The sequence below is a fragment of the Amycolatopsis sp. cmx-11-12 genome, from assembly GCF_046269425.1.
GTDB lineage: Bacteria > Actinomycetota > Actinomycetes > Mycobacteriales > Pseudonocardiaceae > Amycolatopsis.
In genome coordinates, this window is record NZ_JADNQM010000012.1 from 48,108 (window position 1) to 70,043 (window position 21,936).

The 21,936-nt window shown below is 68.1% G+C and carries 27 protein-coding genes; 14 read left to right on the forward strand and 13 right to left on the reverse strand.

Going from position 1 to position 21,936, the window contains the following annotated elements; genetic code table 11:
* Positions 1-2 precede the first annotated feature (2 nt).
* The gene (locus ACLARN_RS18480) at positions 3-782 is read right to left on the reverse strand and encodes an NAD(P)H-dependent oxidoreductase (RefSeq protein WP_409492663.1); all 780 of its coding nucleotides are present in this window, start codon (positions 780-782) and stop codon (positions 3-5) included.
* A 43-nt stretch (positions 783-825) separates the two neighbouring features.
* Between ACLARN_RS18480 and ACLARN_RS18485 the strand changes: the two genes are divergently transcribed.
* The 5 genes from ACLARN_RS18485 (at position 826) to ACLARN_RS18505 (ending at position 5,198) form a co-directional block, all read left to right on the forward strand.
* The gene (locus ACLARN_RS18485) at positions 826-1,836 is read left to right on the forward strand and encodes a GlxA family transcriptional regulator (protein WP_409492664.1); all 1,011 of its coding nucleotides are present in this window, start codon (positions 826-828) and stop codon (positions 1,834-1,836) included.
* A 61-nt stretch (positions 1,837-1,897) separates the two neighbouring features.
* On the forward strand, positions 1,898-2,596 hold the full coding sequence (locus tag ACLARN_RS18490) for a lysoplasmalogenase family protein (RefSeq protein ID WP_409492665.1): 699 nt from the start codon (positions 1,898-1,900) through the stop codon (positions 2,594-2,596).
* A gap of 67 nt (positions 2,597-2,663) precedes the next feature.
* Entirely contained in the window at positions 2,664-2,981 is a 318-nt protein-coding gene (locus tag ACLARN_RS18495; RefSeq protein WP_409492814.1) for an ArsR/SmtB family transcription factor, read from the forward strand.
* Positions 2,978-3,415: an SRPBCC domain-containing protein gene (locus ACLARN_RS18500; protein WP_409492666.1), complete on the forward strand. Its 438-nt coding sequence runs from the start codon at positions 2,978-2,980 to the stop codon at positions 3,413-3,415. Before ACLARN_RS18495 ends, ACLARN_RS18500 begins: the two co-directional genes overlap by 4 nt.
* Before the next feature lie 19 nt (positions 3,416-3,434).
* On the forward strand, positions 3,435-5,198 hold the full coding sequence (locus ACLARN_RS18505) for a prolyl oligopeptidase family serine peptidase (RefSeq protein WP_409492667.1): 1,764 nt from the start codon (positions 3,435-3,437) through the stop codon (positions 5,196-5,198).
* Here the strand turns inward: ACLARN_RS18505 and ACLARN_RS18510 are convergent.
* The 6 genes from ACLARN_RS18510 to ACLARN_RS18535 form a co-directional block, all read right to left on the reverse strand.
* Positions 5,195-5,617, reverse strand: a complete 423-nt coding sequence (locus ACLARN_RS18510; RefSeq protein WP_409492668.1) for a VOC family protein — start codon at positions 5,615-5,617, stop codon at positions 5,195-5,197. The genes ACLARN_RS18505 and ACLARN_RS18510 overlap by 4 nt on opposite strands.
* A gap of 42 nt (positions 5,618-5,659) precedes the next feature.
* Positions 5,660-6,283: a LysE/ArgO family amino acid transporter gene (locus ACLARN_RS18515; RefSeq protein ID WP_409492669.1), complete on the reverse strand. Its 624-nt coding sequence runs from the start codon at positions 6,281-6,283 to the stop codon at positions 5,660-5,662.
* Between the two features lie 701 nt (positions 6,284-6,984).
* A complete protein-coding gene (gene trxA / locus ACLARN_RS18520; protein ID WP_409492670.1) occupies positions 6,985-7,323 on the reverse strand; it encodes a thioredoxin in 339 nt (112 codons plus the stop codon).
* On the reverse strand, positions 7,324-7,719 hold the full coding sequence (locus tag ACLARN_RS18525) for a MerR family transcriptional regulator (RefSeq protein WP_409492671.1): 396 nt from the start codon (positions 7,717-7,719) through the stop codon (positions 7,324-7,326). It lies immediately after the preceding gene.
* Positions 7,720-7,761: 42 nt separating this feature from the next.
* Positions 7,762-8,157 carry a nitroreductase/quinone reductase family protein gene (locus ACLARN_RS18530; RefSeq protein WP_409492672.1) on the reverse strand — a complete coding sequence of 132 codons (396 nt, stop codon included), beginning with the start codon at positions 8,155-8,157 and terminating at the stop codon, positions 7,762-7,764.
* 339 nt (positions 8,158-8,496) lie between these two features.
* A complete protein-coding gene (locus ACLARN_RS18535; RefSeq protein ID WP_409492673.1) occupies positions 8,497-9,615 on the reverse strand; it encodes a C40 family peptidase in 1,119 nt (372 codons plus the stop codon).
* A gap of 80 nt (positions 9,616-9,695) precedes the next feature.
* On the opposite strand from ACLARN_RS18535, the gene ACLARN_RS18540 reads away from it, so the two are divergent.
* The 6 genes from ACLARN_RS18540 to ACLARN_RS18565 all read left to right on the forward strand — a co-directional run bounded on the left by ACLARN_RS18540 (position 9,696) and on the right by ACLARN_RS18565 (position 13,660).
* Positions 9,696-10,520, forward strand: coding sequence for a biotin--[acetyl-CoA-carboxylase] ligase (locus ACLARN_RS18540; RefSeq protein WP_409492674.1), 825 nt, complete (start codon positions 9,696-9,698; stop codon positions 10,518-10,520).
* A 97-nt stretch (positions 10,521-10,617) separates the two neighbouring features.
* Positions 10,618-11,202, forward strand: coding sequence for a PH domain-containing protein (locus ACLARN_RS18545; protein ID WP_409492675.1), 585 nt, complete (start codon positions 10,618-10,620; stop codon positions 11,200-11,202).
* Entirely contained in the window at positions 11,202-12,134 is a 933-nt protein-coding gene (locus tag ACLARN_RS18550; protein ID WP_409492676.1) for a hydroxymethylglutaryl-CoA lyase, read from the forward strand. The genes ACLARN_RS18545 and ACLARN_RS18550 overlap by 1 nt, the downstream gene beginning before the upstream one ends.
* Positions 12,135-12,182: 48 nt before the next feature.
* Positions 12,183-12,386: a GNAT family N-acetyltransferase gene (locus tag ACLARN_RS18555; RefSeq protein ID WP_409492677.1), complete on the forward strand. Its 204-nt coding sequence runs from the start codon at positions 12,183-12,185 to the stop codon at positions 12,384-12,386.
* Positions 12,387-12,557: 171 nt separating this feature from the next.
* Positions 12,558-13,388 (forward strand): TNT domain-containing protein, encoded by an 831-nt coding sequence (locus tag ACLARN_RS18560; protein ID WP_409492678.1) that lies wholly within the window; start codon positions 12,558-12,560, stop codon positions 13,386-13,388.
* A complete protein-coding gene (locus tag ACLARN_RS18565; RefSeq protein WP_037316053.1) occupies positions 13,385-13,660 on the forward strand; it encodes a hypothetical protein in 276 nt (91 codons plus the stop codon). The genes ACLARN_RS18560 and ACLARN_RS18565 overlap by 4 nt, the downstream gene beginning before the upstream one ends.
* A 59-nt stretch (positions 13,661-13,719) precedes the next feature.
* On the opposite strand, the gene hisN is transcribed toward ACLARN_RS18565, so the two are convergent.
* Positions 13,720-14,505: a histidinol-phosphatase gene (gene hisN, locus ACLARN_RS18570; protein WP_409492679.1), complete on the reverse strand. Its 786-nt coding sequence runs from the start codon at positions 14,503-14,505 to the stop codon at positions 13,720-13,722.
* A 42-nt stretch (positions 14,506-14,547) separates the two neighbouring features.
* Between hisN and ACLARN_RS18575 the strand changes: the two genes are divergently transcribed.
* The 3 genes from ACLARN_RS18575 (at position 14,548) to ACLARN_RS18585 (ending at position 17,113) form a co-directional block, all read left to right on the forward strand.
* The gene (locus tag ACLARN_RS18575; RefSeq protein ID WP_409492815.1) at positions 14,548-15,252 is read left to right on the forward strand and encodes a response regulator transcription factor; all 705 of its coding nucleotides are present in this window, start codon (positions 14,548-14,550) and stop codon (positions 15,250-15,252) included.
* A 1-nt stretch (position 15,253) separates the two neighbouring features.
* On the forward strand, positions 15,254-16,537 hold the full coding sequence (locus tag ACLARN_RS18580; protein WP_409492680.1) for an ATP-binding protein: 1,284 nt from the start codon (positions 15,254-15,256) through the stop codon (positions 16,535-16,537).
* A gap of 105 nt (positions 16,538-16,642) precedes the next feature.
* Positions 16,643-17,113, forward strand: coding sequence for a hypothetical protein (locus ACLARN_RS18585; protein WP_409492681.1), 471 nt, complete (start codon positions 16,643-16,645; stop codon positions 17,111-17,113).
* Here the strand turns inward: ACLARN_RS18585 and ACLARN_RS18590 are convergent.
* The 5 genes from ACLARN_RS18590 to ACLARN_RS18610 form a co-directional block, all read right to left on the reverse strand.
* Positions 17,091-17,504, reverse strand: a complete 414-nt coding sequence (locus tag ACLARN_RS18590) for a hypothetical protein (RefSeq protein ID WP_409492682.1) — start codon at positions 17,502-17,504, stop codon at positions 17,091-17,093. The two genes, ACLARN_RS18585 and ACLARN_RS18590, sit on opposite strands and share 23 nt — an antisense overlap.
* Positions 17,505-17,508: 4 nt before the next feature.
* Positions 17,509-18,141 carry a LuxR C-terminal-related transcriptional regulator gene (locus ACLARN_RS18595; protein ID WP_409492683.1) on the reverse strand — a complete coding sequence of 211 codons (633 nt, stop codon included), beginning with the start codon at positions 18,139-18,141 and terminating at the stop codon, positions 17,509-17,511.
* Between the two features lie 130 nt (positions 18,142-18,271).
* A complete protein-coding gene (locus ACLARN_RS18600) occupies positions 18,272-18,919 on the reverse strand; it encodes a response regulator (RefSeq protein WP_409492684.1) in 648 nt (215 codons plus the stop codon).
* Positions 18,920-19,530: 611 nt separating this feature from the next.
* Positions 19,531-20,367, reverse strand: coding sequence for an NAD(P)H-binding protein (locus ACLARN_RS18605; RefSeq protein ID WP_409492685.1), 837 nt, complete (start codon positions 20,365-20,367; stop codon positions 19,531-19,533).
* A gap of 12 nt (positions 20,368-20,379) precedes the next feature.
* A complete protein-coding gene (locus ACLARN_RS18610) occupies positions 20,380-21,738 on the reverse strand; it encodes an MDR family MFS transporter (protein WP_409492686.1) in 1,359 nt (452 codons plus the stop codon).
* Positions 21,739-21,936 lie beyond the last annotated feature (198 nt).

Genomic DNA, 21,936 nt, shown 5'->3' on the forward strand with positions numbered 1-21,936 from the left:
CTTCAGGACGTGTGGACGCCGATTCCGCTCCGGCCGGGAGCGAGGTCGTCGCGCAGGACGAGGTTCTCGTCGTAGTCGCCGCCGTTCTGGGAGCGGAATGGGATCGGGTCGCTGGTGGACAGGGTGCGCAGCCTGCCCCGCAATGCTTCGGCGGCGACGTCGTACTGCTCGGGCGAAACCCGGTCGGCGCCGCAGACCGTGAGCGGGGGAAGGACGGACATCCCGGCGTACCAAAGGGTTCCGTGCTGTAGCGGGAACAACACGTCGTTGATCTCGCCGTTCACGCCGCGCGGTCCGATCGTGGCTTCCGGCGCGCCCGCGGTCAGCAGGACCATGGCGCGTTTTCCGGCCAGCACCCCTTCGCCGTAGCGCGACGTCCGGCCGTCGGGGCGTCGCACGCCGTAAGCGAAACCCTTGACGAACACGCGGTCGAACCAGCCCTTGAGGATCGCGGGCATTCCGTACCACCACAGCGGGAACTGGACGATCACCGTGTCCGCCCACGCCAGTTTCTCGTGCTCGGCACGGATGTCTTCGCTCAGTTCCCCTGAGGCGAAGGCGTTCTTCGAGGTCGCGCCCACGATCAGCCGGTAGCCCTCTCGATCGCCCCGTGCGGCTGAGCCGAAGTCTCCGGCGTCGACCACCGGGTTCCACTTCATCGTGTAGAGGTCGGACTCCCGGACGTCCGCGCCTTCCTCGCGGAGCGTGCGCAACCCTTCGTCGCGCAACGAGCCGCCGAGGGAACGGGGTTCCGGGTGGGCGAAGATCCACAACACGTTCATGTCCCCAAGATCTCGCAGTCCGTTCACTGGTACGAGTGGCTCGATGGCCAACATGTGCAAGAATCGAGCCATGGGCTTTTTCACGCGTCCGGGCCGTCATCGGGTCGCCGTCCTGGTCCGGCACGGCATGCTGGTGATGGAGCTGGGCATCGTCGTCCGGCTGTTCGGTACGGCCAAGGCGGCCGACGGCGAGCTGCTGTACGAGGTCGTCACCTGCACGCCGGAACCAGGGCAGGTCCGCACCGACGGCGACATCACCGTCTCGGTCCCGCTCGGACCGGAAGTGCTGGCCGAGGCCGACACCGTCGTCATCCCGGCGTCGTCCACCGAATACGAGCCCGCCGGGCACGACCTCACCGAACCGCTCGCGCGGGCACTGGACCTGATCCGGCCGGACGCCAGGATCGCGTCGATCTGCACGGGTGCCTTCGTGCTCGCCGCCGCGGGCCTGCTCGACGGCCGGAAGGCGACCACGCACTGGCGCTCGGCGCTGGACTTCCAGGCGAAGTTCCCGAAGGTCGACCTCGACCCCAACGTGCTCTACACCGACGACGGCAACGTCCTGACTGCGGCGGGGGTCGCGTCCGGCATCGACCTCTGCCTGCACATGATCCGCTGCGATCACGGCGCCGCGGTCGCGAACGAGGTCGCGCGCGGCACGGTCGTCTCGCCGCATCGGGAGGGCGGGCAGGCGCAGTTCATCCGGCGTCCGGTGCCGGAACCGCAGTCCTCGTCGACGGCGGCGGCACGGGCCTGGGCGCTGGAGAACCTCGACAGGCCGCTGACCTTGCGCGAACTCGCGGCGAAGGAGTCGATGAGCACGCGGACGTTCACGCGGCGTTTCCGGGACGAGGTCGGGGTTTCGGCGTTGCAGTGGCTGACCCAGCAGCGGGTCGAACGGGCCCGTCAGCTGCTGGAGGAGACCGATCTGCCGGTGGACAAGATCGCGGCCGAAGCGGGGTTCGGCACGGCCGCGTCGCTGCGTCAGCATCTGCAAGCCACGCTGGGTGTTTCGCCGAGCGCGTACCGGAACACCTTCCGCGAGGCCGTTTAGGAGACGACCGAGAGCTGACCGGCTGGTAACTTACCCGGAAATAAGTTCCGGAGGTTTGCCAGTGAAAGCCCTCAAAATCGCCGAGCGAATCCTGTTCGGCGCCGCCGCGATCGGCACGGTGTACTCCGCCAGGACAGGCAACCGGCGGCTGCAACTGCTGACGAAACCGGCCGCGGTCCCCGTACTCGCGGCTCGTGTCGCTCGGGCGCAAACGCTTGCACCAGGGGAGAAGGGGCTGCTCGTCGCCGCCTTGGTCGCGGCGGGCGCGGGTGACCACTTCATGGGCCGGTCGCATGAGGACCGTGAACTGATCAAGGGCGCGACGTCGTTCGGCGTGATGCAGGTGCTGTATTCCGCGTTCCTGTGGCGCCGCGGCGCACGTCCGCGTGCCGTGACCGCGTCGCCCCGGCTCGGGGCGTGGGCCGCAGCCGCTGTCGCGATGACGCTCCCGAAGCCGTCTCCGGTGTCTTCGGTGCTTTCGGTCTACGGAGGCCTCCTGAGCACGACGTCGACCCTCGCGGCCGACCCGGCGTTGGCGCCGAAGGCTCGCGTGTCGGGCGGGATGGTGGTCCCGTCGGGCGACCGCCGGACCTGGCTCGCTGCCGGCGCACTGCTGTTCTCCGCGTCGGACCTGGCGATCCTCGTCCGCCGCAACTTCGTCACCAGTGAGCGGGTGCGGGCCAATCTCGAAACCTTTGTGCTGACCTCGTACCTGGCTTCCCAGTGGCTGCTCGTCGAGGGGATGACCGCGGAGAAGTAGAAAGTTAAGCATCTACTTGACTATCGCTCGGCGTGGGCGGATAGTTAAGCATGTGCCTAACCAACGGATGGACCAGGTGTTCAAGGCGCTGTCCGATGGGACGCGCCGCGAAATGATCGAGCGCCTCACCCGGGGGCCTGCCTCGGTGGGGGAGCTCGCGCAGCCGTTGTCGATGTCGTTGCCCGCCGTGATGCAGCACCTCCAGGTGCTCGAAACCTGTGGGCTGGTCCGGTCGGAGAAGGCGGGGCGCGTCCGCACCTGCCACCTCGAGCCGGACGGCCTTCGGATGGCCGAGGACTGGCTCGGCGGGCAGCGCACCGGCTGGGAACACCGGCTCGATCACCTTGGTGACTTTCTGAACTCCGATGAAGGGAAACGGTCATGACCGTCAAACAGGCCACCTTCACCCTCGAACGCGTCTATCCGGTATCGCCGGAACGCGTTTTCGCCGCTTGGGCCGATCCCGCCGCGAAAGCCGGCTGGTTCACCGTGGTGGGCGGCGGGCACTCCTTGGACTTCCGTGTCGGCGGCCAGGAGGTCACCACCGGTCCCTCCGATGACGGGAAGCGGATGGCCTTCGAGGCGCGCTACGAGGACATCGCCGAGAACGAGCGGATCGTCTACGCGGGCACGCTCTCCGCGAACGACGTCCTGGCGACCGTGTCCGTCACGACGATCTTGTTCGAAGCCGAGGCGGGCGGCACCCGGCTGACGTTGATCGAACAGGGCACCTTCCTCGACGGGCACGAAGAACCGAGCTGGCGGGAGCAGGGAACCGGCGACTGGCTCGACAAACTGGGCAAAACACTGTCGCAATAATTTCCGGCAGGATGGGGACATGCTGACCGCTGAGCTGATCGTCGACAGCCATTTCCCGTCGGAACCCGCGCTTTCCCCCGACGGGAAATGGGTGGCCTACCAGGTCTCGACCATCACGAAAAGCGTCCCCGAGATCTGGCTCGCCGCTGTGGACGGCAGCGAAAAGCCGCGGAAGCTGGCCGAAGGGTCCTCGCCCCAATGGTCCACGGATGCTCTCTATTTCCTCCGGGACGGCCGTGTCTGTTCGGGGGACGAGGAGCTGTTCACTTGGCGGAGTGAGATCTCCGGGTTCCTTCCGCTGCACGACCGGATCGTGTTCATCGCCGAGGACGAGACGCCCGCCCCAGCCGTCTGGGTCTGGAGCGAGAGCCTTCGCCCGGCGCGGCTGCGGAGTTTCGACCCGCGGACCGGCGAGATCAGGTCGCTGATCGAAGACCACGTCGTCGACGCCGCCCGCCGCCCGGACGAGGGGGCTCTCGCCGTCGTCACCTGGCCGACGCCCGAACTCGACCACGGCGGACTCGAACCCCGGCTTTCCGTGCTGGACCTGGAAACCGGTGAGCGGCACGATCTCGGCCGGGTCGCGTTCGAAGCCACCAGCCCCGTTTGGTGGCGGGACGAGGACGGCTGGCACATCGCGTATCTCGGGAATCCGGAACTGGTGGGTGGCCGGGCGGTCTTCGACGTTTCCGTGGAAACAGGGGAGCATCGGAACCTGACCGAGGAATCGACCTGCCCGGTCAAGCTCGCGCAGGTCGATTCCGGTGCTCCTCTGGTGCTCGTCGCCGACGGGCTCGACACGGCCCTCCATCGGCTCGGGTCCGGCGAAGTGTCGTTCTGGCGCGGGCAAGCCGACGCGCTGGCCTCGAACGGCGAGATCGTGGTCACCGTCCTGAGCACCGCGCACCGGCCGAAAGATGTCCACTGTGGACCTTTGAGTGGAGCGTTGACGCGAGTCAGCGATACGGCGCCGGAGTTCGCCGGAATCTCGTGGGGTTCGCAGGAACGATTGTCCTACAAGGCGTCCGACGGCCTCGCCTTGGACGGCCTGCTCGTTCTGCCGCCGGGAAAGACCCGCGCCGACGGACCTTTCTCGCTGGTCACGCGGATTCACGGCGGACCGTACGACCGGTACGCGGACGGCTTCATGCTCGGCTGGTTCCCGTCTGCGCAGTGGCTGGCCCTGGCAGGGCACGCGGTCTTCCTGCCGAATCCCCGTGGGGGACAAGGCCATGGGCATGAATTCGCCGCCTCCGTCGCGGGACGGGTAGGCCTGGAGGAATGGGGTGATCTCGAGACCGGGATCGATCTCCTCATCGCCGAAGGAGTGGCCGATCCGGAGCGGCTCGGGATCGTGGGCGGGAGTCACGGCGGATTCATGACGGCCTGGGCCGTCGGGCAGACCCGCCGGTTCAAGGCGGCGCTGATGGTTGCCGGGATCTGTGACTGGGGAATGCTCGCCGCGACCGGTGAACTCGGTCCGCTGATGGAAGCCGCGCATGGCGGGAGTATTGGCTGGGAAGGGACAGGCCCGCACCGGCACGATCAGCTCAGCCCGATCTCCTACGCGTCGAAGATCGAGACCCCCGTGCTGATCGTGCACGGTGCGGAAGACACGAATGTCCCGTTGTCCCAGGCGGAATTCTTCCACCGCGCGCTACGCCACTTCGGCGTCGAACACGACCTCGTCGTATATCCCGGCGAAGGGCATTCGTTCCGCGGGCGGGAACACCAGCTGGACCTGCTTCGCCGCACTCACGAGTGGTTCGCGCGCCTGCTCTAGCTTGGCTGTCCGGGAATGTGCGTGCCGAAGGTCCATTCGTACCCTTCGAGATCGTCGACCCGGCAGCGGTAGTTGCCCCATTCGGTGTTCACCGGTTCCCAGACCTGCGTCGCGCCGGCTTCGATGGCGGAGGCGAAGACGGCGTCCACGGCCTCTTGCGTCGCAAGGCTGACGTAGAGGCCGTGGCCGACGGTCTCACCCTTGCGGGTCGCGCGGTCGTAGTCGTCCTCGGCGCTGAACACGACGATGGAGGCTCCGCCGAGCCGCAGTTCAGAATGCAGGATCAGGCCCTTGTCGTCGGGGAACTCCATGACGGTCTCGAAGCCGAAGGCGCTTTCGAGCCAGCGAAGCGCCTTCGGCGCGTCGCGGTAGGCGAGGTAGGAGTGGAGGGAGGCCGGGCGTTCCGTGGTTTCGGTCATGGGCACAGCCTCGCAACCGATGCGGACAACTACAGTCCTCGATCACCACAGCAGGCGGATACCGAGCCCCGCGATCAGCACGCTGGACGCGAGCGCGGTGATCAGCCGCCCGCGCCGTCCGGTGAGCGCCTTGCCCAGCACCGCGCCGCCGCCCGCGAGGAACAGTTGCCAGCTCGCGGAGGCCGCGAGTGCCGCGATCACGAAGACCACGTGTTCCGCCCCGCTCGCCGCGGCCATGTCCTCGCTGCCGAGCACGAGTGCCGCGAAGTAGACCACCGTCGTCGGGTTCAGCAGCGTGATCCCGAGCAAACTCGCGTAGGCCTTCAGTGGTCCGATCGCCACTGGCTGGGTCACTTCGGCCTTCGCGGAGTCGCGGTAGTTCCGGATCCCGGTTAATCCGATGTGGAGGGCCAGCCCGAGCAGTACCACCACCGAAATCCAGCGCAGGGGCACGGCGATCGGCTGAATGACCGGGATGAGCCTGCTGCCGCCGAGCACCGCGATCAAGGCGTAGAGCCCGTCGGCCGTGGCGACGCCCAACGCGGCATACACGCCGATCCTGAGTCCTGCCCGAGCCGTCAGCACCACCAGATAGGTCCCGACCGCGCCCACCGGTATGGCGATGCCATAGCCGGCGAGCAGGCCCGCGACGAACGCGGTGCTCACGGTCGGACTGGAGTCGGCCTTCCACCGGTCACGGCCTGCTGCTGCACCCGCACCCGTCGGACGACGGCGGGCAACGGCAGGAAGGTGAGGGTCGAAGTCATGTGCTGAAGGATGCGAACTGAACGCTCCGAGCGCAACACAATTATGGGCTCAGTCGATCGGTGGTTCCAGGTGAAGCCCCCGTCCTGGCTCGCTGCCTTCCGTCTCTGCCGGTCACCATGCAGAGAGGCGGTGATACGACCCGCCACCCGACAACGACTGCGGCCCAAAGAGAACCTGAATTGCCACTCGGGACTCCGGCTACGTGTTTGACCTTCGCGCTTAAACGGTCGCCGAGGGCAGCTTCGCCGCCACGGAAGTGTTTCCGCGCGAATCACTCGCGGCCCGACTCGTCAGGCCGCCAGCGATCCGCATGAACTGCGAAGCAGGTGAAAGCGCTTCGCATGGCTCGCTGCCGAAGTATTGCGAGTCAATTCCGGAGATGTCGCCATAGGGCCTTTCAGGACACTTCGCGCTCTGAAGGGACCTATCACGACAGATGTTCGTCAGGCTCGATAGCGCACTGTCGCAGCCGTATCTGGGCAGAGTCACCTATCAGGTGAATATGACAGTGCTGCTCATTACGGAATTAGCGCTAGTACATATGTTCGGCTGGTGCTAATGTCGAACGTGAGCAGCAAGGCCGGGTGAAGGGGAGGTGATCAGACGCCGGTCGTCTGCAGAATGGCATCCAGGTCCGCCAGCAGCCGGGCTTTCGGCTTGGCGCCGACGGTCGTCCACACCGGACTCCCGTCGCGGAAGAGAATCAGCGTCGGCAGGGACATGACCTGGTAATCCCTTGCCGTAAGAGGGTTTTCGTCGGAGTTCAGCTTGCGGATGATCAGCGCGTCGGCACGTTCATCGGCGATCTCGGCGAGCACCGGCGCGATCATGTGACAAGGCGGGCACCACTGCGCCCAGAAGTCCACCAGGACGGGTTTGTCCTGCTTCAGGACGAGTTCTCGGAAGGTTTCATCGGTGACGACAGAAAGGGGTGACATTCAGGTCTCCTCGTATTCCGGCACGACGACACACGGACCCGGCGGCGTTTTCAGCGCGCCCGCCAACTTGGCCAGCAGGCTGTTCCGCACGTCGTTGAGCCTGGCCAGACAGGCGTCCACCTCGGCGAGTTTGCGTTGGTAGACCTCGATCGAATCGGCACACGAGTCGCCGGTCTCGTGACCGGCGCGCAAGCACTCGACGAAAGGCCTGGTGTCTTCGAGGCTGAGCCCGACCGCTTGCAGGGTCAGGATCTCGTTGACCAGACGGTAGTCGTCCTCGTCGTACTCCCGGTACCCGTTCGACGCGCGCCGTGCGTCGAGAAGTCCTTGTGACTCATAGAAACGCAGCGCGCGGGTGGTGGTTCCGGTACGCGCGGCGAGTTCGCCGATCCGCATGGTTCCGAGCCTAAACCTTGCCCTTGGCGTCAAGGCAAACGTTCAGTCGTCGAGATCGACCCGGATGGTGAGGAGGTTCGTGCCGATCGCCTGCACGGCGGCGCTGTTGAACCTCGGCAGGGCCTTCAGCCTGGCGCGGGGATCGTCGTCCGGGAGCAGATGCGCCGTGCCGGTGTGCCACTGGCCCTTGAGTCGGACCCGGACGCGCGGATCGGCCTGGATGTTGCGGACGTACTGCGACTTCTCGCCGAACTCCGAGACGATCCAGAACTCGCGGCCCACCCGGCTCCCGCCGATCGGGGTCTGCCGGGCCAGACCCGACCTGCGCCCGGTGGTCTCGAGGATCGCCTGGTTCGGCAGCCGGCTGAGGAGCGGGTTGCCCACGTGCCGCTGAAACGTCGTGGCCACCCGATGCTTGATCTCGTGAAAGCGCGACATACGGCTCCTGAAGCTCGTAGAGGAGGTCTAGGTCAAGGGTGCCCAACGCAACAGCAGTGTGCATCGCTCGCTGGGGCGTTCGGAGCTGGTGCGCGCCGTCGAGACCTCGGCATCCGGATCACGGTGTGGATTTTGGGTCATCTAACGTCCCAAAATCCACACAGTGAGGACGCGGTCCAGCAGCGGGACCGGTCACCCGCACCGCGCCCGAACACGACACCTTCGCCTTACCACTCACGACCTCGCCAGAACCGTACATATAAGCATCAAGCGGACGTCCAGTCGCCGGAAAGCGTCCTCTGTGGACACGGACAACGACCGCGCGCTTTGTGTCGACGCTCAGGCCGACGGCCGTCCCGCACCGGTGTAGTCGTCGCCCTTCGAGTGATACGTGTGGATCTGGATCGCCTGGCCCTGGGTGGGCGCGTTGATCATCAGGCCGTTCCCGAGATAGAGCCCGACGTGATGGATCCGCGTCGCCGGGTTCCCGTAGAACACGAGATCGCCGAGTTTCGGTTCGCCGGGGACCTGCGGCAGGGCCCGGAACTGGCTGTCCGCGGTCCGCGGTAGCCCGACTCCGGCTTCGTCGTAGGACGCCTTGGTCAGCCCGGAGCAGTCGAAGCCCGCCGCGCCCGCTTCGGGTCCGTTGCCGCCCCACACGTACGGGAGCCCCAGTTGGCCGAGGGCGAATCTGGTCGCCTTCACCGCGGGGCTGGAGGCTCGCGCCGGGTCGAGGGACAGGGTCGCGTACAGCTGAGCGTTGCCCAGGACGCGCTGGCGGAACAGTTCGGCTTCGTTGCCCTTGCCGCCCTGGTAGCCGGCGATCGCCTTCCACCAGCCGTTGCCGCCGCCGAGGTCGGCTCCGGAAGCGCACAGTGCGCGACCGGCGGCGACCGAGGCGGAATCGGGATCGGCCTGCGCGGGCTTCGCGATTCCGGGGATCGACGTGCCGTGCTTCTTCCACTGCTGTGCCGACAGGCCGAGTGGGTTGTCGCCGCCGCGTCCGTGGTTCGAACTCGCCGCGCCGACCCCGGCGAGGGTGACCCAGGACAAGTGACAGTTCGGCTGCTCGCCGCGCAGTGCCAGCTCGCCGTTCGCGTAGCCGATCAGTGACTTCGCCGGAATGTCGAGCGGCCCGGCGAGCTTGTTGGCCCACTCTTCGAGCGGCCGGGCGCCCTTCGGCGTCTCCTGGGCCTTGACCGGTGCGCTGACTTCGAGGACCGACGGGCCCGCGCCGCCGCCGACGGTGGCCGGGTCCTGTTTGGCGGCGGGGAGCGGGACCTGTGTGTTCCCGTCGGCAGGCGCCGGATCGTTGCCGCCCGCGAGCAGCCAGCCCGCCGTCGCGAGCCCCACGACCAGTGGGAGGGCGACCAGGCTGCGCATCGCCACGCCTTGTGCCCACGACTTCTTCTTCGGGCCGGTTTCGGGCGCGCTCGGGGCGGACTCGGGGTCGGTCACGCCGTCCAGGTTATTGGAGACCACCTCTGCGTAACGAGCGAACGCCTTGCACGTTAGGGGGACTCTCATATTCTGGACAAATGAGTGAGACGGGAGCGCTCGACGCCGAGCGTCTGAGTGCCGCGCTGTCCGGCCGGTACGCCGCGATCCAGGTCGTGGCGAGCACCGGGTCCACCAACGCCGACCTGCGGGAAGCCGCCGCGAAGGGGGCCGAGGACCGCACCGTGCTGATCGCCGAAGAGCAGACGGCCGGGGTCGGCCGCCGCGCACGGCAGTGGTCCTCGCCGAAGGGATCAGGCCTCTACGTCAGCGTCCTGCTGCGTCCGAGGGAGGTCCCGTTCGCCAATTTGGGTTCACTTTCCGTGGTCGCGGGCCTCGCGGTGCGGGAGGTCGCCGCGAACCTCGGCGTCGACGCCGTCCTCAAGTGGCCGAACGACGTCCTCGCCGGGGCGGAGCGCGCCAAATGCGCGGGCATCCTGGCGGAGGCCGTCGCCGGGGACGAGGCCACCGTGGTCCTCGGCATCGGCCTGAACGTGCTGCCGCTGGGCGAGAACGTCCCGGCCGGGCCCGGCGGCCTGCCCGCGACCTCGCTGGCCGAGCAGGGGGCGACGGAGACCGATCGCGCCGAGATCGCCGCCCGGCTGCTCACCGGTTTCGACGAACTCGAACATCGCTGGCGGCTCGCCCGCGGGTCGCTGGCCGAGGCGGGCCTGCTCGGGGACTACCGGCGGCATTGCGCCACCCTGGGCCAGGACGTCGAGGTCCAGCTGCCCGACGGTTCGGCGCTGACCGGCCGCGCCGCCGACATCGATCCCGCCGGTCAGCTCCAGGTCGACGTTCCCGGTGGTGAGCGGTACACGGTGTTCGCCGGAGACGTCGTCCACGTACGGCCGGCCAAGGCTTGATCCGGAGGTCTCGATTTTCGGCGCCTCCTCTTCCGCCGGGACCGTTCGCCGGTACGGTGAGCTCACCAGCGCCGAACACACTTTGGGAGCGTCCCCCGTGGCCTATCCGGACGATTTGCTCAGTGAAAACGAGCACGTCGTGGTGCACAGTCACCCGCATTTCAAGATGCTGATCTTCCCCTTCCTCGCGCTGATCGTCACGCTCGGCGTGGGCATCTGGCTAGGCATCCTGGCGAAGGACGCGACGGCCCCGTGGGACCTGATCTCGCTGATCGCGGTCGGCGCGGTCGGGCTCGGTCTCGTCGTGTGGCTCTTCCTTGCGCCGTTCGTCCGCTGGCGCACGACGCACTTCATCGTGACCACGGACCGGCTGATCGCGCGCGAGGGCGTGCTCAAGCGAACCGGGATCGACATCCCGCTGTCGCGGATCAACAGCGTGCAGTTCGAGCACGGGCTGCTGGACCGCGTGTTCGGCTGCGGCACGCTGGTCATCGAGTCCGCTTCGGACGAACCGCTGAAATTCGACGACATCCCCAAGGTCGAGCGGGTGCACACGGTCATCTACCGCGAGGTCAACGACAACCCGTACGACGACTTCGCGCCGCCCGCCGCGGGCGGGCCGCAGCAGACCGAACCCCTGCCGCCGCAAGGGCCGCAGCCGCGCGGAAACCGGCGTCGGTGATGGGTACGCGAGAGCTGGGGCTGCCCGATCGCGTCCCGTCCGCCGCCACGCTGCCGGAGCGGGTGACGATCTGGGAGGTCGGCCCCCGGGACGGCTTGCAGAACGAGAAGTCGATCGTTCCGGTCGAGGTGAAGCTCGAGTTCCTGGACAAGCTCGCCGACGCCGGATTGACCACGCTCGAAGCGACCAGTTTCGTGAGCCCGAAATGGGTACCGCAGCTGGCCGACGCCGAGCAGCTCCTGTCGGGGCTCGATCGGCGTGAAGGTGTCCGTTATCCGGTGCTCGTCCCGAACGAGCGCGGGCTGGACAGGGCGCTGGAGGCCGGGGTCTCGCATATCGCGATCTTCGCCAGCGCCACCGAGACCTTCGCCAAGAAGAACCTCAATTCGACGGTGGACGACCAGTTCGCGATGTTCGAACCGGTCGTCACCCGCGCCCGGGCCGAAGGTCTCGACGTCCGCGGATACGTGTCGATGTGCTTCGGCGACCCGTGGGAAGGCGCTGTCCCGGCCACGCAGGTCGCCGGGGTCTGCAAACGTCTCCTGGACCTCGGCTGCTCGCAGCTTTCACTCGGGGACACCATCGGCGTCGCCACCGCGGGCCAGGTCGAGGCGCTGATCGGGCAGTTCCCCGACGTCGGCACCCTGGCCGTCCACTTCCACGACACCTACGGCCAGGCGCTCGCGAACACGTTGGCGGCGCTCCGCTGCGGCGTGTCCACTGTGGACTCTTCCGCCGGTGGACTCGGTGGCTGCCCGTACGCCGAATCCGCGACCGGGAACCTCGCGACCGAGGATCTGGTGTGGATGCTCGACGGTCTCGGCGTCGAAACCGGTGTCGACCTCGACGCGCTGGTGGCGACGAGCAAGTGGATGGCCGGGAAGCTGGGCAGGCCGAGCCCGTCCCGGGTGGTCAACGCGCTAGCTGGATGAGGTTCGTCGAACTCACCGAGGAGACCTGGCCGTTTTTCGAGCGGTTGTGTGTCCGTGCTGAGGCCGCCGCGGGGAAAGCCGTTGGGACTGCTGGCCTTGGTCGACGACGAGCTGCTCGGATGGGTCGCCGTCTCGCCTCGTCCGGACGTCCATCGCAAAGGACGCCGCCAAGGGCTTTCCGGCGCGTTGTTGCTGGCCGCGATCGATTACGCGGCCAGACGGGGCGCGCGGATCTGTACCACGGCACCGTGAACACGTTCGCGAAGGCGGGTTTCGGCCTCGTCGAACGCCGCCCGCCCGCGCGGGCCTTGATGCGCTTTCGGGTATCCGCCGACGAGATCACCGTTCGGCGCTAAGGTCGTAGCGCGTCCTGTCCGCTGCCTCCCCCTTCACCGGTGGGACCGATTCCTTGGGGGAGGTGCGGTGACCGATCCGAGCGAGGCCGGCACGGGCCCGATCCGGCTGCCCGTCCAGTACGAAGGCGCGGACGCGCCGACGCCGCCTCATGGTGCGCGCGTTCCGTACGCGCCTTCGCCGTGGCCGCCAGCGGTGGCACCGTTGCGAGTGCCCTTCCCGCCGCCGCCCGCCGCCCCGCCGCCGATGGGGGCCCTGCGGACCGAACGGGAGAGCGTGATCGCGCTGTTCCTCGTGCACATGTTCCCCATCGGGCATCTCCCGGTGGCGATGGGTAAACCCGCGCGCCAGCTGCCGCTTCCCGACGGCGGTTCCGGTCCCCAGGATCACCCCGAGGCGGACGTACTGGACGACTTGGACGCGTTGTCGCACGTCAGCAGCGGTTTCCGGCGATCGCCGACGACTCCGGCCGTCGTTCCCCCGCAGGCGTTGACCAGAGGACACGACCCGTGGGGCGGGGAGTCCCAAGAGGACTGGCGAGAGCGCTTCATGGGCGAAACGGGCTACTTGTGGCCTCCTGGGGAGCTCTTCTCCGAGGGCGGTATCGACCCGGCGACGCCGGTGATGCTCGAAGTCGGCACTCATCTCGACCGCTTCGGTGACCGGCATGGCCGGGTGTTCGCCGAGGACGAGACCTTGTTCTCGATGCGTTCGCTGCCGCCGCACCAGGTCTCCGCGTACCGGCGTTACCGCGTCGTCCGGCCGTTGCCGGTCTGGCGTTCGGTGGCCGCCGAGTGGTTCGGCCAGCCGGGCGGCGGGGTGCGCTTTCGCGCGGTGCTGGGCGCCGATGAACTCGTCACGCTGGGCTTCCTGGCGGACGTCACGGGGGAGGTCCGGTGAACACGGGGACGATCCTGCGGTGGCTGGCCGCGCTGGGGGTACCGCCCGAGGTGGTCTCGGTCGGCGCGGAGACCGACAACGCCTGGTGTCTCATGCGCACCGAGGAAGAAGGTGCCGAGCCCGCCTGGGAAGTCTTCTGGCGTGAACAGGGCAACCGGTACGACTGGGCGCGGTTCACCAGCGAACAGGTCGCCTGCCACTACCTCTTCGGCCGCCTGGCCTGGTCCCAGGTCGCGCGCGGCGCCGTCGGCCTCCTCCCCGGCGCGCAGTGAGCTTCAAGCGGCCTTCGCCGCGTGAGATGCGGGGAAAGTCCCTTTCGGCTCCCGCCCGATCAGCGCTTCAGGATGCCGAGGACCTCGTCGTGGAGCAGGCCGTTCGTCGAAAGCGCTGAGCCGTTGTCGTAGCGCGCTTCACCGGAAAGGTCGGTGAACCGTCCACCCGCCTCGGTGATCAGCACCTGGGCCGCGGCGACGTCCCACGGATTCACGATGCATTCCGCGGTGACGTCGAGCGCGCCCTCGGCGACCAGACAGTGGTGCCAGAAGTCGCCGAAAGCACGGCTTTCCCAGCACGCGTCGACGAGGTCGAGGTACTTCTCCCGCGAGTGGTACTCGACCCACGAGTTCAGGTCCGTCGTGGACAGATACGCGTCTTCGAGCGAGGCGACCTTCGATACCGAAAGACGCTGTTCGCCGGCGGAATCGCTCATCCAGGCGCCGTCACCGGTGGCCGCCCACCAGCGGCGGCCGAGCAGTGGCGCGCTGATCATGCCCACCACCGGCGTGCCGTCTTCGACCAGCGCGATCAGCGTCGCCCAGACCGGGACGCCGCGCAGGAAGTTCTTGGTCCCGTCGATCGGGTCGAGCACCCAGGCCCGGCCGGTCGCGGCCGAACCGCCGCGTTCTTCGCCGAGGACGGTGTCTTCCGGGCGTTCTGTGGCGAGGATCGCGCGGATCGCGTCTTCGACGGCGGTGTCCGCGTCGGTGACCGGCGTCCGGTCGGGTTTGCGCTCCACGGCCAGGTCCAGCGCGCGGAAACGGTCGGTGGTGATGGCGTCGGCGGCGTCGGCCAGCCGGGTGGCGAGTTCCAGATCATTCTCGTAGCCAGGCACGGTCACGATGCTTTCACGCCCGGCAGTCGTAGAGTTGGCCAGGTGAGCATGGTGCTACTCGCCGAGGACGACCCGGCCATCGCCGATCCGCTTTCCCGCGCGCTACAGCGGGAGGGGTACGACGTGCGTGTCGTCGGCGACGGGCCCGCCGCCCTCGACGCGACCGAGACCGACCGGGTAGATCTCCTGGTCCTCGATCTCGGCTTGCCAGGGATGGACGGCCTCGAGGTCTGTCGCCGCCTGCGCGCGAGCGGGACCGAGGTGCCGGTGCTGATGCTCACCGCGCGCACGGACGAGGTCGACTTCGTGGTCGGCCTGGACGCGGGCGCCGACGACTACGTCGCCAAGCCGTTCCGGCTCGCCGAACTGCTGGCCCGCATCCGCGCGCTGCTCCGCCGCCGGGCGCCCGAGGTGCTCGAGGCCGGGGGAGTGCGGATGGACCTCGGTGCCCGGATGGTCACCGTGGAGCTGCGCGAGGTGCAGCTGGCGAACAAGGAGTTCGAACTGCTCCGGGTGCTGATGAGCCGCGCGGGCCAGGTGGTCAGCCGCGACGAGATCCTCGCCGAGGTGTGGAACGACCTCGAATCGAAGACGTCGAAGACCCTCGACATGCACATGTCGTGGCTCCGCCGGAAGCTCGCGATAGCCGCGGACGAGGCGGCGGGCCGGGCGGCGAGGCCAGGCGGGAACGGCGACGGCGAACGGCGGATCGCCACGGTCCGCGGCGTCGGTTTCCGCTTCAACGCGGAATAGCATGCGCCGTCGCATCCTCCTGGCGATCCTGCTCGCCGTCGCGGTCACCGCGGCGGTGCTGGGCATCCCGCTGGGGATCACCGCCTGGCAGCTGGTCGAGAACCTCAACCGCGAGAACCTGGCTTCCTCGGCGCGCGGGATCGCGGCGACGCTGGACAACGAGATCGCCGTCGGCCAGCCGATCAACCTCGACCTGCTCAGGGTGGGCGTGCCGCAGGGCGGACTGCTGACCGTTCGCGCGCAGGGACAGATCGAGAAGCGGTACGGCTCCGACCCCGGCCCCGATGTGGTGTCCGAGCGAGCGCCGATCGCGTTGCACGGCGAGGTCGAGCTGGCGATTCCCGCCGGGCCGATGCGCACTCGCCAGACCCAGGTGACGCTGCTCGTGGTGTTGCTGGTCGTGTTGTCGGTGGGCACGGGCACGGTGGTCGCGACCGTGACCGCGCGACGGCTCGCGAAACCGCTGAGACACGTCGCCGACCGGGCGGTCAAACTCGGCGGCGGTGACTTCCGGCCGGATCCGAAGCGCTACGGCGTCGGCGAACTCGACATGGTCGCCGAAGCGCTCGACGCGTCCGGCTCGGCGCTCGCGCAGCTCGTCCAGCGCGAACGTCAGCTCGTCGGCGACGTCTCCCACCAGCTGCGGAGCCGGTTGACGGCGTTGCAGCTGCGGCTCGAACCGCTCACCGTCCACCCCGAGCAGGACGTCGCCGACGAAGCGAGAGCCGCGCAGGAACAGGCGGATCGGCTGGCCGGGGCACTCGACGAACTGCTGGCCGCCGCGCGGGCGGCGCGTGAGGTCGGCGCGGAACCGGTGAATCTGCCGGAGGTGCTTCCCGCGGTTTCGGAGGAATGGCGACAGTTGCTTCGCGCCGAAGGCAGGCATCTGCGGCTTCGCGTCACCGACGGGTTGAGGGCGAGGGCCACCCCCGGCCGGTTGCGTGAGGTCGTCGGCGTCCTGCTCGACAACGCGTTGCGCCACGGCGCGGGAACGGTCACGCTCGCCGCCCGGCGCGGCGACGCGGACGGCACCGTGGTCATCGAAGTCGCCGACACCGGCTCAGGCGTGCCCGAAGAGCTGGCGCCGCACATCTTCGAACGCGGTTTCTCCGGCGGCGGCTCGACCGGCGTCGGGCTCGCCCTCGCCCGCGCGCTCGTCGAGGCCGACGGTGGACGGCTGGAGCTGTCGAGCAAGCAGCCAGCGGTGTTCAGCCTCTTCCTGAAGGTGCCCCGGCCGGGCGATGTGGCCGAAGTGCGCTGGCCGGCCGAACGGGTCCCGCGGTAAGACCTCCCGAAGGATCTCCCGATCGGGCAACGCCGGGGAAGCGCGCGGACCTAACGTCGAGGGGTGCATGCGTCGGCGTTCCGGTACCGCCCACCGGTGAGTCCGGTGGCTGCGGCGACCCTGGAGATCGGCAAGGTGGCGATCTCCGTGCGGTTGTCCTTCGACGGCGCTCTGTACGCGTGCCGCCGATCGCCCGGTGTGATGGAACGGATGGAGGCCGAAGCACTGGACCTGCTCTCGAAGGGCCTGTTCGTCAGCGGGATCGACACCCCGGTCGCGACCGTCACCGGAGCGGCGGGACACCGGTTCATCCAGGAGAGCGCGGTGTTCCAGCCGCCGGACGGCAGGCTCTACCGGGGCATGTGCGGGGTCGGCGCCAGCCGGAACGGGCTGACCTTGACCGGGATAGTCGGTTACCGCCTCGAAGTCCGCGCGGGGTGGGCCAGGCGCGCCGGTGACTGCGGCCCGCCCGGGACGGCCGCCGAATGGGGCGAACTCTTCGGCGGGCAGCTCGCGTCCATCGGCGGGGTGGTCCTGCGGCGGTCCTCGGTGCTCAGTCTCGGTACTCCGCCGTGACCGTGACGACGAACGCCGCCCTGGCGGGCAGGCCGAGACTGACCCACAGCCCGGTCGGATCGGTTTCCCCGAGGGCCATCCGCAACCGCTGCTCGCCGACCATGAGGAACTCGGTGTCGAGCAGCACTCGGAGCGCCCGGTCGAGCAGGGTGTGCTCGTCCCGGACCTTGTCCGCCCGCGCCGTGACCAGGTACGACAGCTCGCACCGCTTCGCCCGCACGGCGCCGGTTCCCGGACCGGCGCCGTGCAGGGCGAAGAGGAACAGATCGACGCTCGACACCTGCGTCTCGGTCTGCCAGGTGGGTTTCGGCGGATCCAGCCGGACCACCGTCCCTTCCGGCAGATGCGGTGCGATGAGCAGGCACAGAGCCTCGTCGACCTGAGTGATCACGAGCTCAGATCAATCCCTCACGCAGTGCGTAGGCCACCGCGTGCGAGCGGTTCCGGAGCTGGAACCGGTTGGTCACGTCGTGCAGGATGCTCTTCACCGTGCGCTGCGAGTAGCAGAGCTGGTCGGCGATCTCCTGCGTCGAGAACCCGGACGCGACCAGTTTGAGCACCTCGGTTTCCCGGCTGCTCATGCCGCCGAACTGCAGGCCACGCGGTTGCAGGACCTGACGCTGCAGCCGGGAGACCCGGTGCAGAAGCCTGCCGAGCAGGTCGGGCGGGAGCGCGCCTTCCCCGGCGGCGGCCGCCTTGATCAGCCGGACCAGCACGTCGGCGCCCGCCTCCGAGCGACGGGCGACCGCGCAGACGCCGTGCTCGATGGCGCTGAGGATCTCGTTGTCGTCGACTTCACCCGCGATGAGCACGATGCGGGTGAATCCCTGGTGGTGCAGCGCGGACAGCAGCTGCGTCATGGCCTCGTCGAGGCGGTCGGTGACCAGGAGGGCCACCATGGTCGGGTCGGCGGTCTCCCCGTCCACCAGCCAGACGTCGTCACGGGAGCGAAGCGTCATGCAGACGCCGTTGTGCAGGATCGGATCGGTGGCGCGGACGAGCACCGGTGTTCTGTTCGGTTCGAACATGTGATTCCCATTCCCCTCGAACGGTGCGAGGGCCCCACCCCTCACACCGCTCACCCTGCCGGGTGAGGTGTCCCGGGCGCATGGGACTCCGGTCCCGACATTGCCCGAAAAGCCACCCCAATTGGGGTTTTCAACGACCGAGTCCCGCTTCACGGGCGAGAACGATCGCTTCGGCGCGGTCTGCGACATGAAGTTTGCTGAACACGTTGGAAATGTGGTTCCGCACGGTTTTCGGGCTGAGGCACAGGGTGCTGGCGATGGCGGTGTTGCTGTGCCCGCCTGCGATGAGCGAAAGGACCTCTCGTTCGCGGACGGTCAGTTCCGGGAACACCGTGTCCGGGTTCGGCTGAGAGTGGTTGAAGAAGCCGAGAACGCGCGTCGCGATGTCGGGCCCGAAGATCGCTTCGCGCCTTGCGACGGCGTGAACGGCACGGATGATTTCGTCCGGTTCCGCGTCTTTCAGCAGGTAACCGCGAGCACCGGCACGCATCGCGGAGAAAACGGATTCGCTTTCGTCCGCCATCGTCAGCATGAGCACGCCGATACCGGGCTGTTCGGCGACGATGTGCCGGGTCGCTTCGGCGCCGCTGAGATCAGGCAGATGCAGGTCCATGACCACGACGTCGGGACTGAGGGCGCTCGCCGCGCTGATCGCGTGCGCCCCGCTCGCGGCCTCCCCGACCACGTCGACGTTGGGCTCGTTGGCGAGCAAAGTGCACACCCCGAACCGGAACAGCGGATGGTCGTCGACCACGAGCACGCGAAGGTGTCCGTCCATGTAGTCCCCCTGTCTCCCCGAGGCGGCACGCTAGCGAGAGGAGCGGCCGGGAACAATGCGCGGTCCGGACAGCGGACCCGGCGAGAATTAAACGCCTGATGAGTGTCGCGTATCGCGGGGACCAGCCCAAGTGATTAACCCTTTCGGCCCAGGCGGGGGAGCAAGCAACGGCCGCGGTCACTGGATGTGAGGCTTTTCCCATCGAAAGTGCCTCACGACTTCATAGTCCGATGTGCGAATGATTCACCGAATGAGTAAGCGCGGCCGCCGTCCAGGGTGTGTCGCGAAAGCCACTTTCGGGACGTCTGATGTCCCGAAAGTGGCTTTCGCGACACGGCCAGCAGGCAGGCACGAGGAGACCTTCACGGACCGAACCTGCGATCAAAACGCACCCGGAATCCAGTAGGTACCTAAGACACCCATGGCCCTAACGACCAAAAGACCCTCACGACACCTGGCCCGGTCCCTTCTTCGGACTGCCGATGACCTCGGTCTCGGACTACCAGCAGCTATGCGACCCTCGGCCCAGGCGGGAGAGCAAGGGACCTTTGCTCGCGTTCGTTAGCACGCTAACTAACGGGAGCAAAGGTCCCTTGCTCTCTTTCCGCAGGTCAGGCGAATGCGGCGGCGTGCTCGCCTGCCCAGTCGGCGAACGTCAGCGGCGCCCGGCCGAGGAGTTCGCGGACGGTGTCGAACACGATCTCTTCGTTCCCGGCTGACTGCCGCTTGAGTTCGAAGATCCCGTCGACCGCCGAAGCGGGCCAGCCGAACCCGAGCATCCGGGCGCGGGCGTCCGCTTCGGGCTCTTCGACGTAGGTCAGTCGTCGACCGAGGGCGTCGCTCAGGATCTCAACCTGCCGTCGCGTCGTGAGGGCCTCGCCGCCGGTGATCGGGTACGTCTCGCCCGCGTGTCCGTCGGTGGTCAGCACGGTCGCGGCGACCGCGGCGATGTCGCGGACGTGCACCAGTGCGGACGCCGGATCGCCTTCGGGGACGCGGATGACGCCGTCGCCGCGCACGGCGTGCAGCCACGCGAACCGGTTGTCCATGAACGTGCCCGGACGCAGGATCGTCCAGTCCGGCCCGGCCTCACGCACGGCCTGTTCGGCCGAGGCGTGGACGAGGGAGATCGGATCTGTCTGTCCGAAGTGGACGCCGGTGGTGGAGAGTTTGACGACGTGCGCGACGTCGGCGGCCGCTTTGAGCACCGTTCGTTCCTGTGCGAGCGGGTCCGAGCCGTGCCCGGAGGTCAGGATGAAGACGCGCTCGACGCCGTCGAGCAGCGCGGGGTCGAAAGCGTCGAGATCGCCGGCGGCCACTTCGGCACGCGGATCGATCCGGGCGCGGGCGGGGTCGCGCGTCAGTGCGCGTACGCGGGCGCCTTTGTCCAGCAGCGAGGGAACGAGTTCGCGGCCGATCTTACCGGTGGAACCGAGAACGAGAATCATCGTAGAACTCCTTTAGTGGTTGCGCCGCAAGGAAACGCGCGGCAGGAAGAGGGAGGCGGCGAGGCCGATCGCGAGGGCGGGGACCATCACCCAGAACACCCCGTTGAGCGCGGAGGCGTAGCCGCTGGGACTGTCGGTGCCGAACGAATTCGTGAACACCGCGCCGAAAACGGTCAGCCCGGCAGTGGTGCCGAGTGAACGCAGGAAGCCGACGGTCGCCGAAACCGCGCCGAGATCGGTGCGGGGCACGTTCTGCTGGGCGGCCATGGAAAGCACCTGCATGTTGAGCCCGGCCGCCGCGCCGAACACGACGAGGTAGGCGACGACGAGCGGCAAGGGGGTCGTTTCGTCCATTGTGGACATCGTGAGCGCGGCGGCGAGGCCGAGCGTCATGCTGAGGATCGGCGCCCAGCGGTAGGCGCCGGTCTTGGCGATGATCCGGCCCGCGACCATCGACGACGCGGCGACGGCGAGCGACATGGGCAGCAGGAGGAGTCCGGCTTCCGAAGGCCCGGCGCCGCCCGCGGTCTGCAGGAAGAGCGCCAGATAATTGACCGAACCCAGGAAGACGAACCCGGCGGCGGCACTGGCCAGCACACTGAGACTGAACATCCTGGCGCGGAACAGCCGAAGCGGGATGATCGGCTCGGCCGCCCGGCGTTCGATGACCAGGAACGCGACGAGCAGCACCGCGCCGATCGACGCGGACAGCGGCGTCGCCAAGGTCAGTCCGACGATCGCGCCGGACAGGACGACGATGCCCGCGAAGTCGAACGGCGCGGTCGTCCGGCGTCGTTCGAGCCGCAGGGATCGCGCGACGATGACGAGCGCGACCAGCCCGATCGGCACATTGATCCCGAAGATCGACCGCCAGCCCGCGAGGTCGGTCAGCACGCCGCCGACGACAGGGCCCGCCAGCGAGGACCCGGCGAAACAGATCGAGAACCAGGCGAAGTAGCGCGCGCCTTCGCGGCCGGGGAACAGTTCGCCGATGATCGCGGCGACCGCGACGAACAGGCCGCCGGAGCCGACGCCTTGCAGAACGCGGGCGGCGATCAGTAGCGGCATCGTCGGCGCGAACGCGCAGGCGAGGGAGCCGAGGACGAACAGCGTGATCGCGACGAGAACGACACGTTTGCGGCCGAACAGGTCACCGAGTTTTCCGTAGACGGGCGCGCTGACGCTGCCCGCCAGCAGGTAGGCGGTGGTGACCCAGGCGAACGACGCGGCACCGCCGAGTTCGCCGACCATCCGCGGCAGGGCGGTCGCGACGACCTGGGTGTCGAGCATCGCCAGGAATACGGCGGCGAAGAGCCCGATGAGGGCAAGAGTGTTTTGGGCGCGCGGAGGCGCCCCGAGAGCGGTGCTCAAGAAAGAGATCCATTCACTGGAAGAAACGAGGGAACGCGAAGGACACGGAGGGTCACTCCGGTCCCCGCCAAGACGGGAAAAGGCTCAACCGTCATCCGAATCGGATGCGGTCCTCTTCGCGCTTGGCGATCACCTCGGATTCGTCCCGCTCGACCGTACGAACCCGGCCGGCGTCATCAGTGAAGGAACGTTGACATG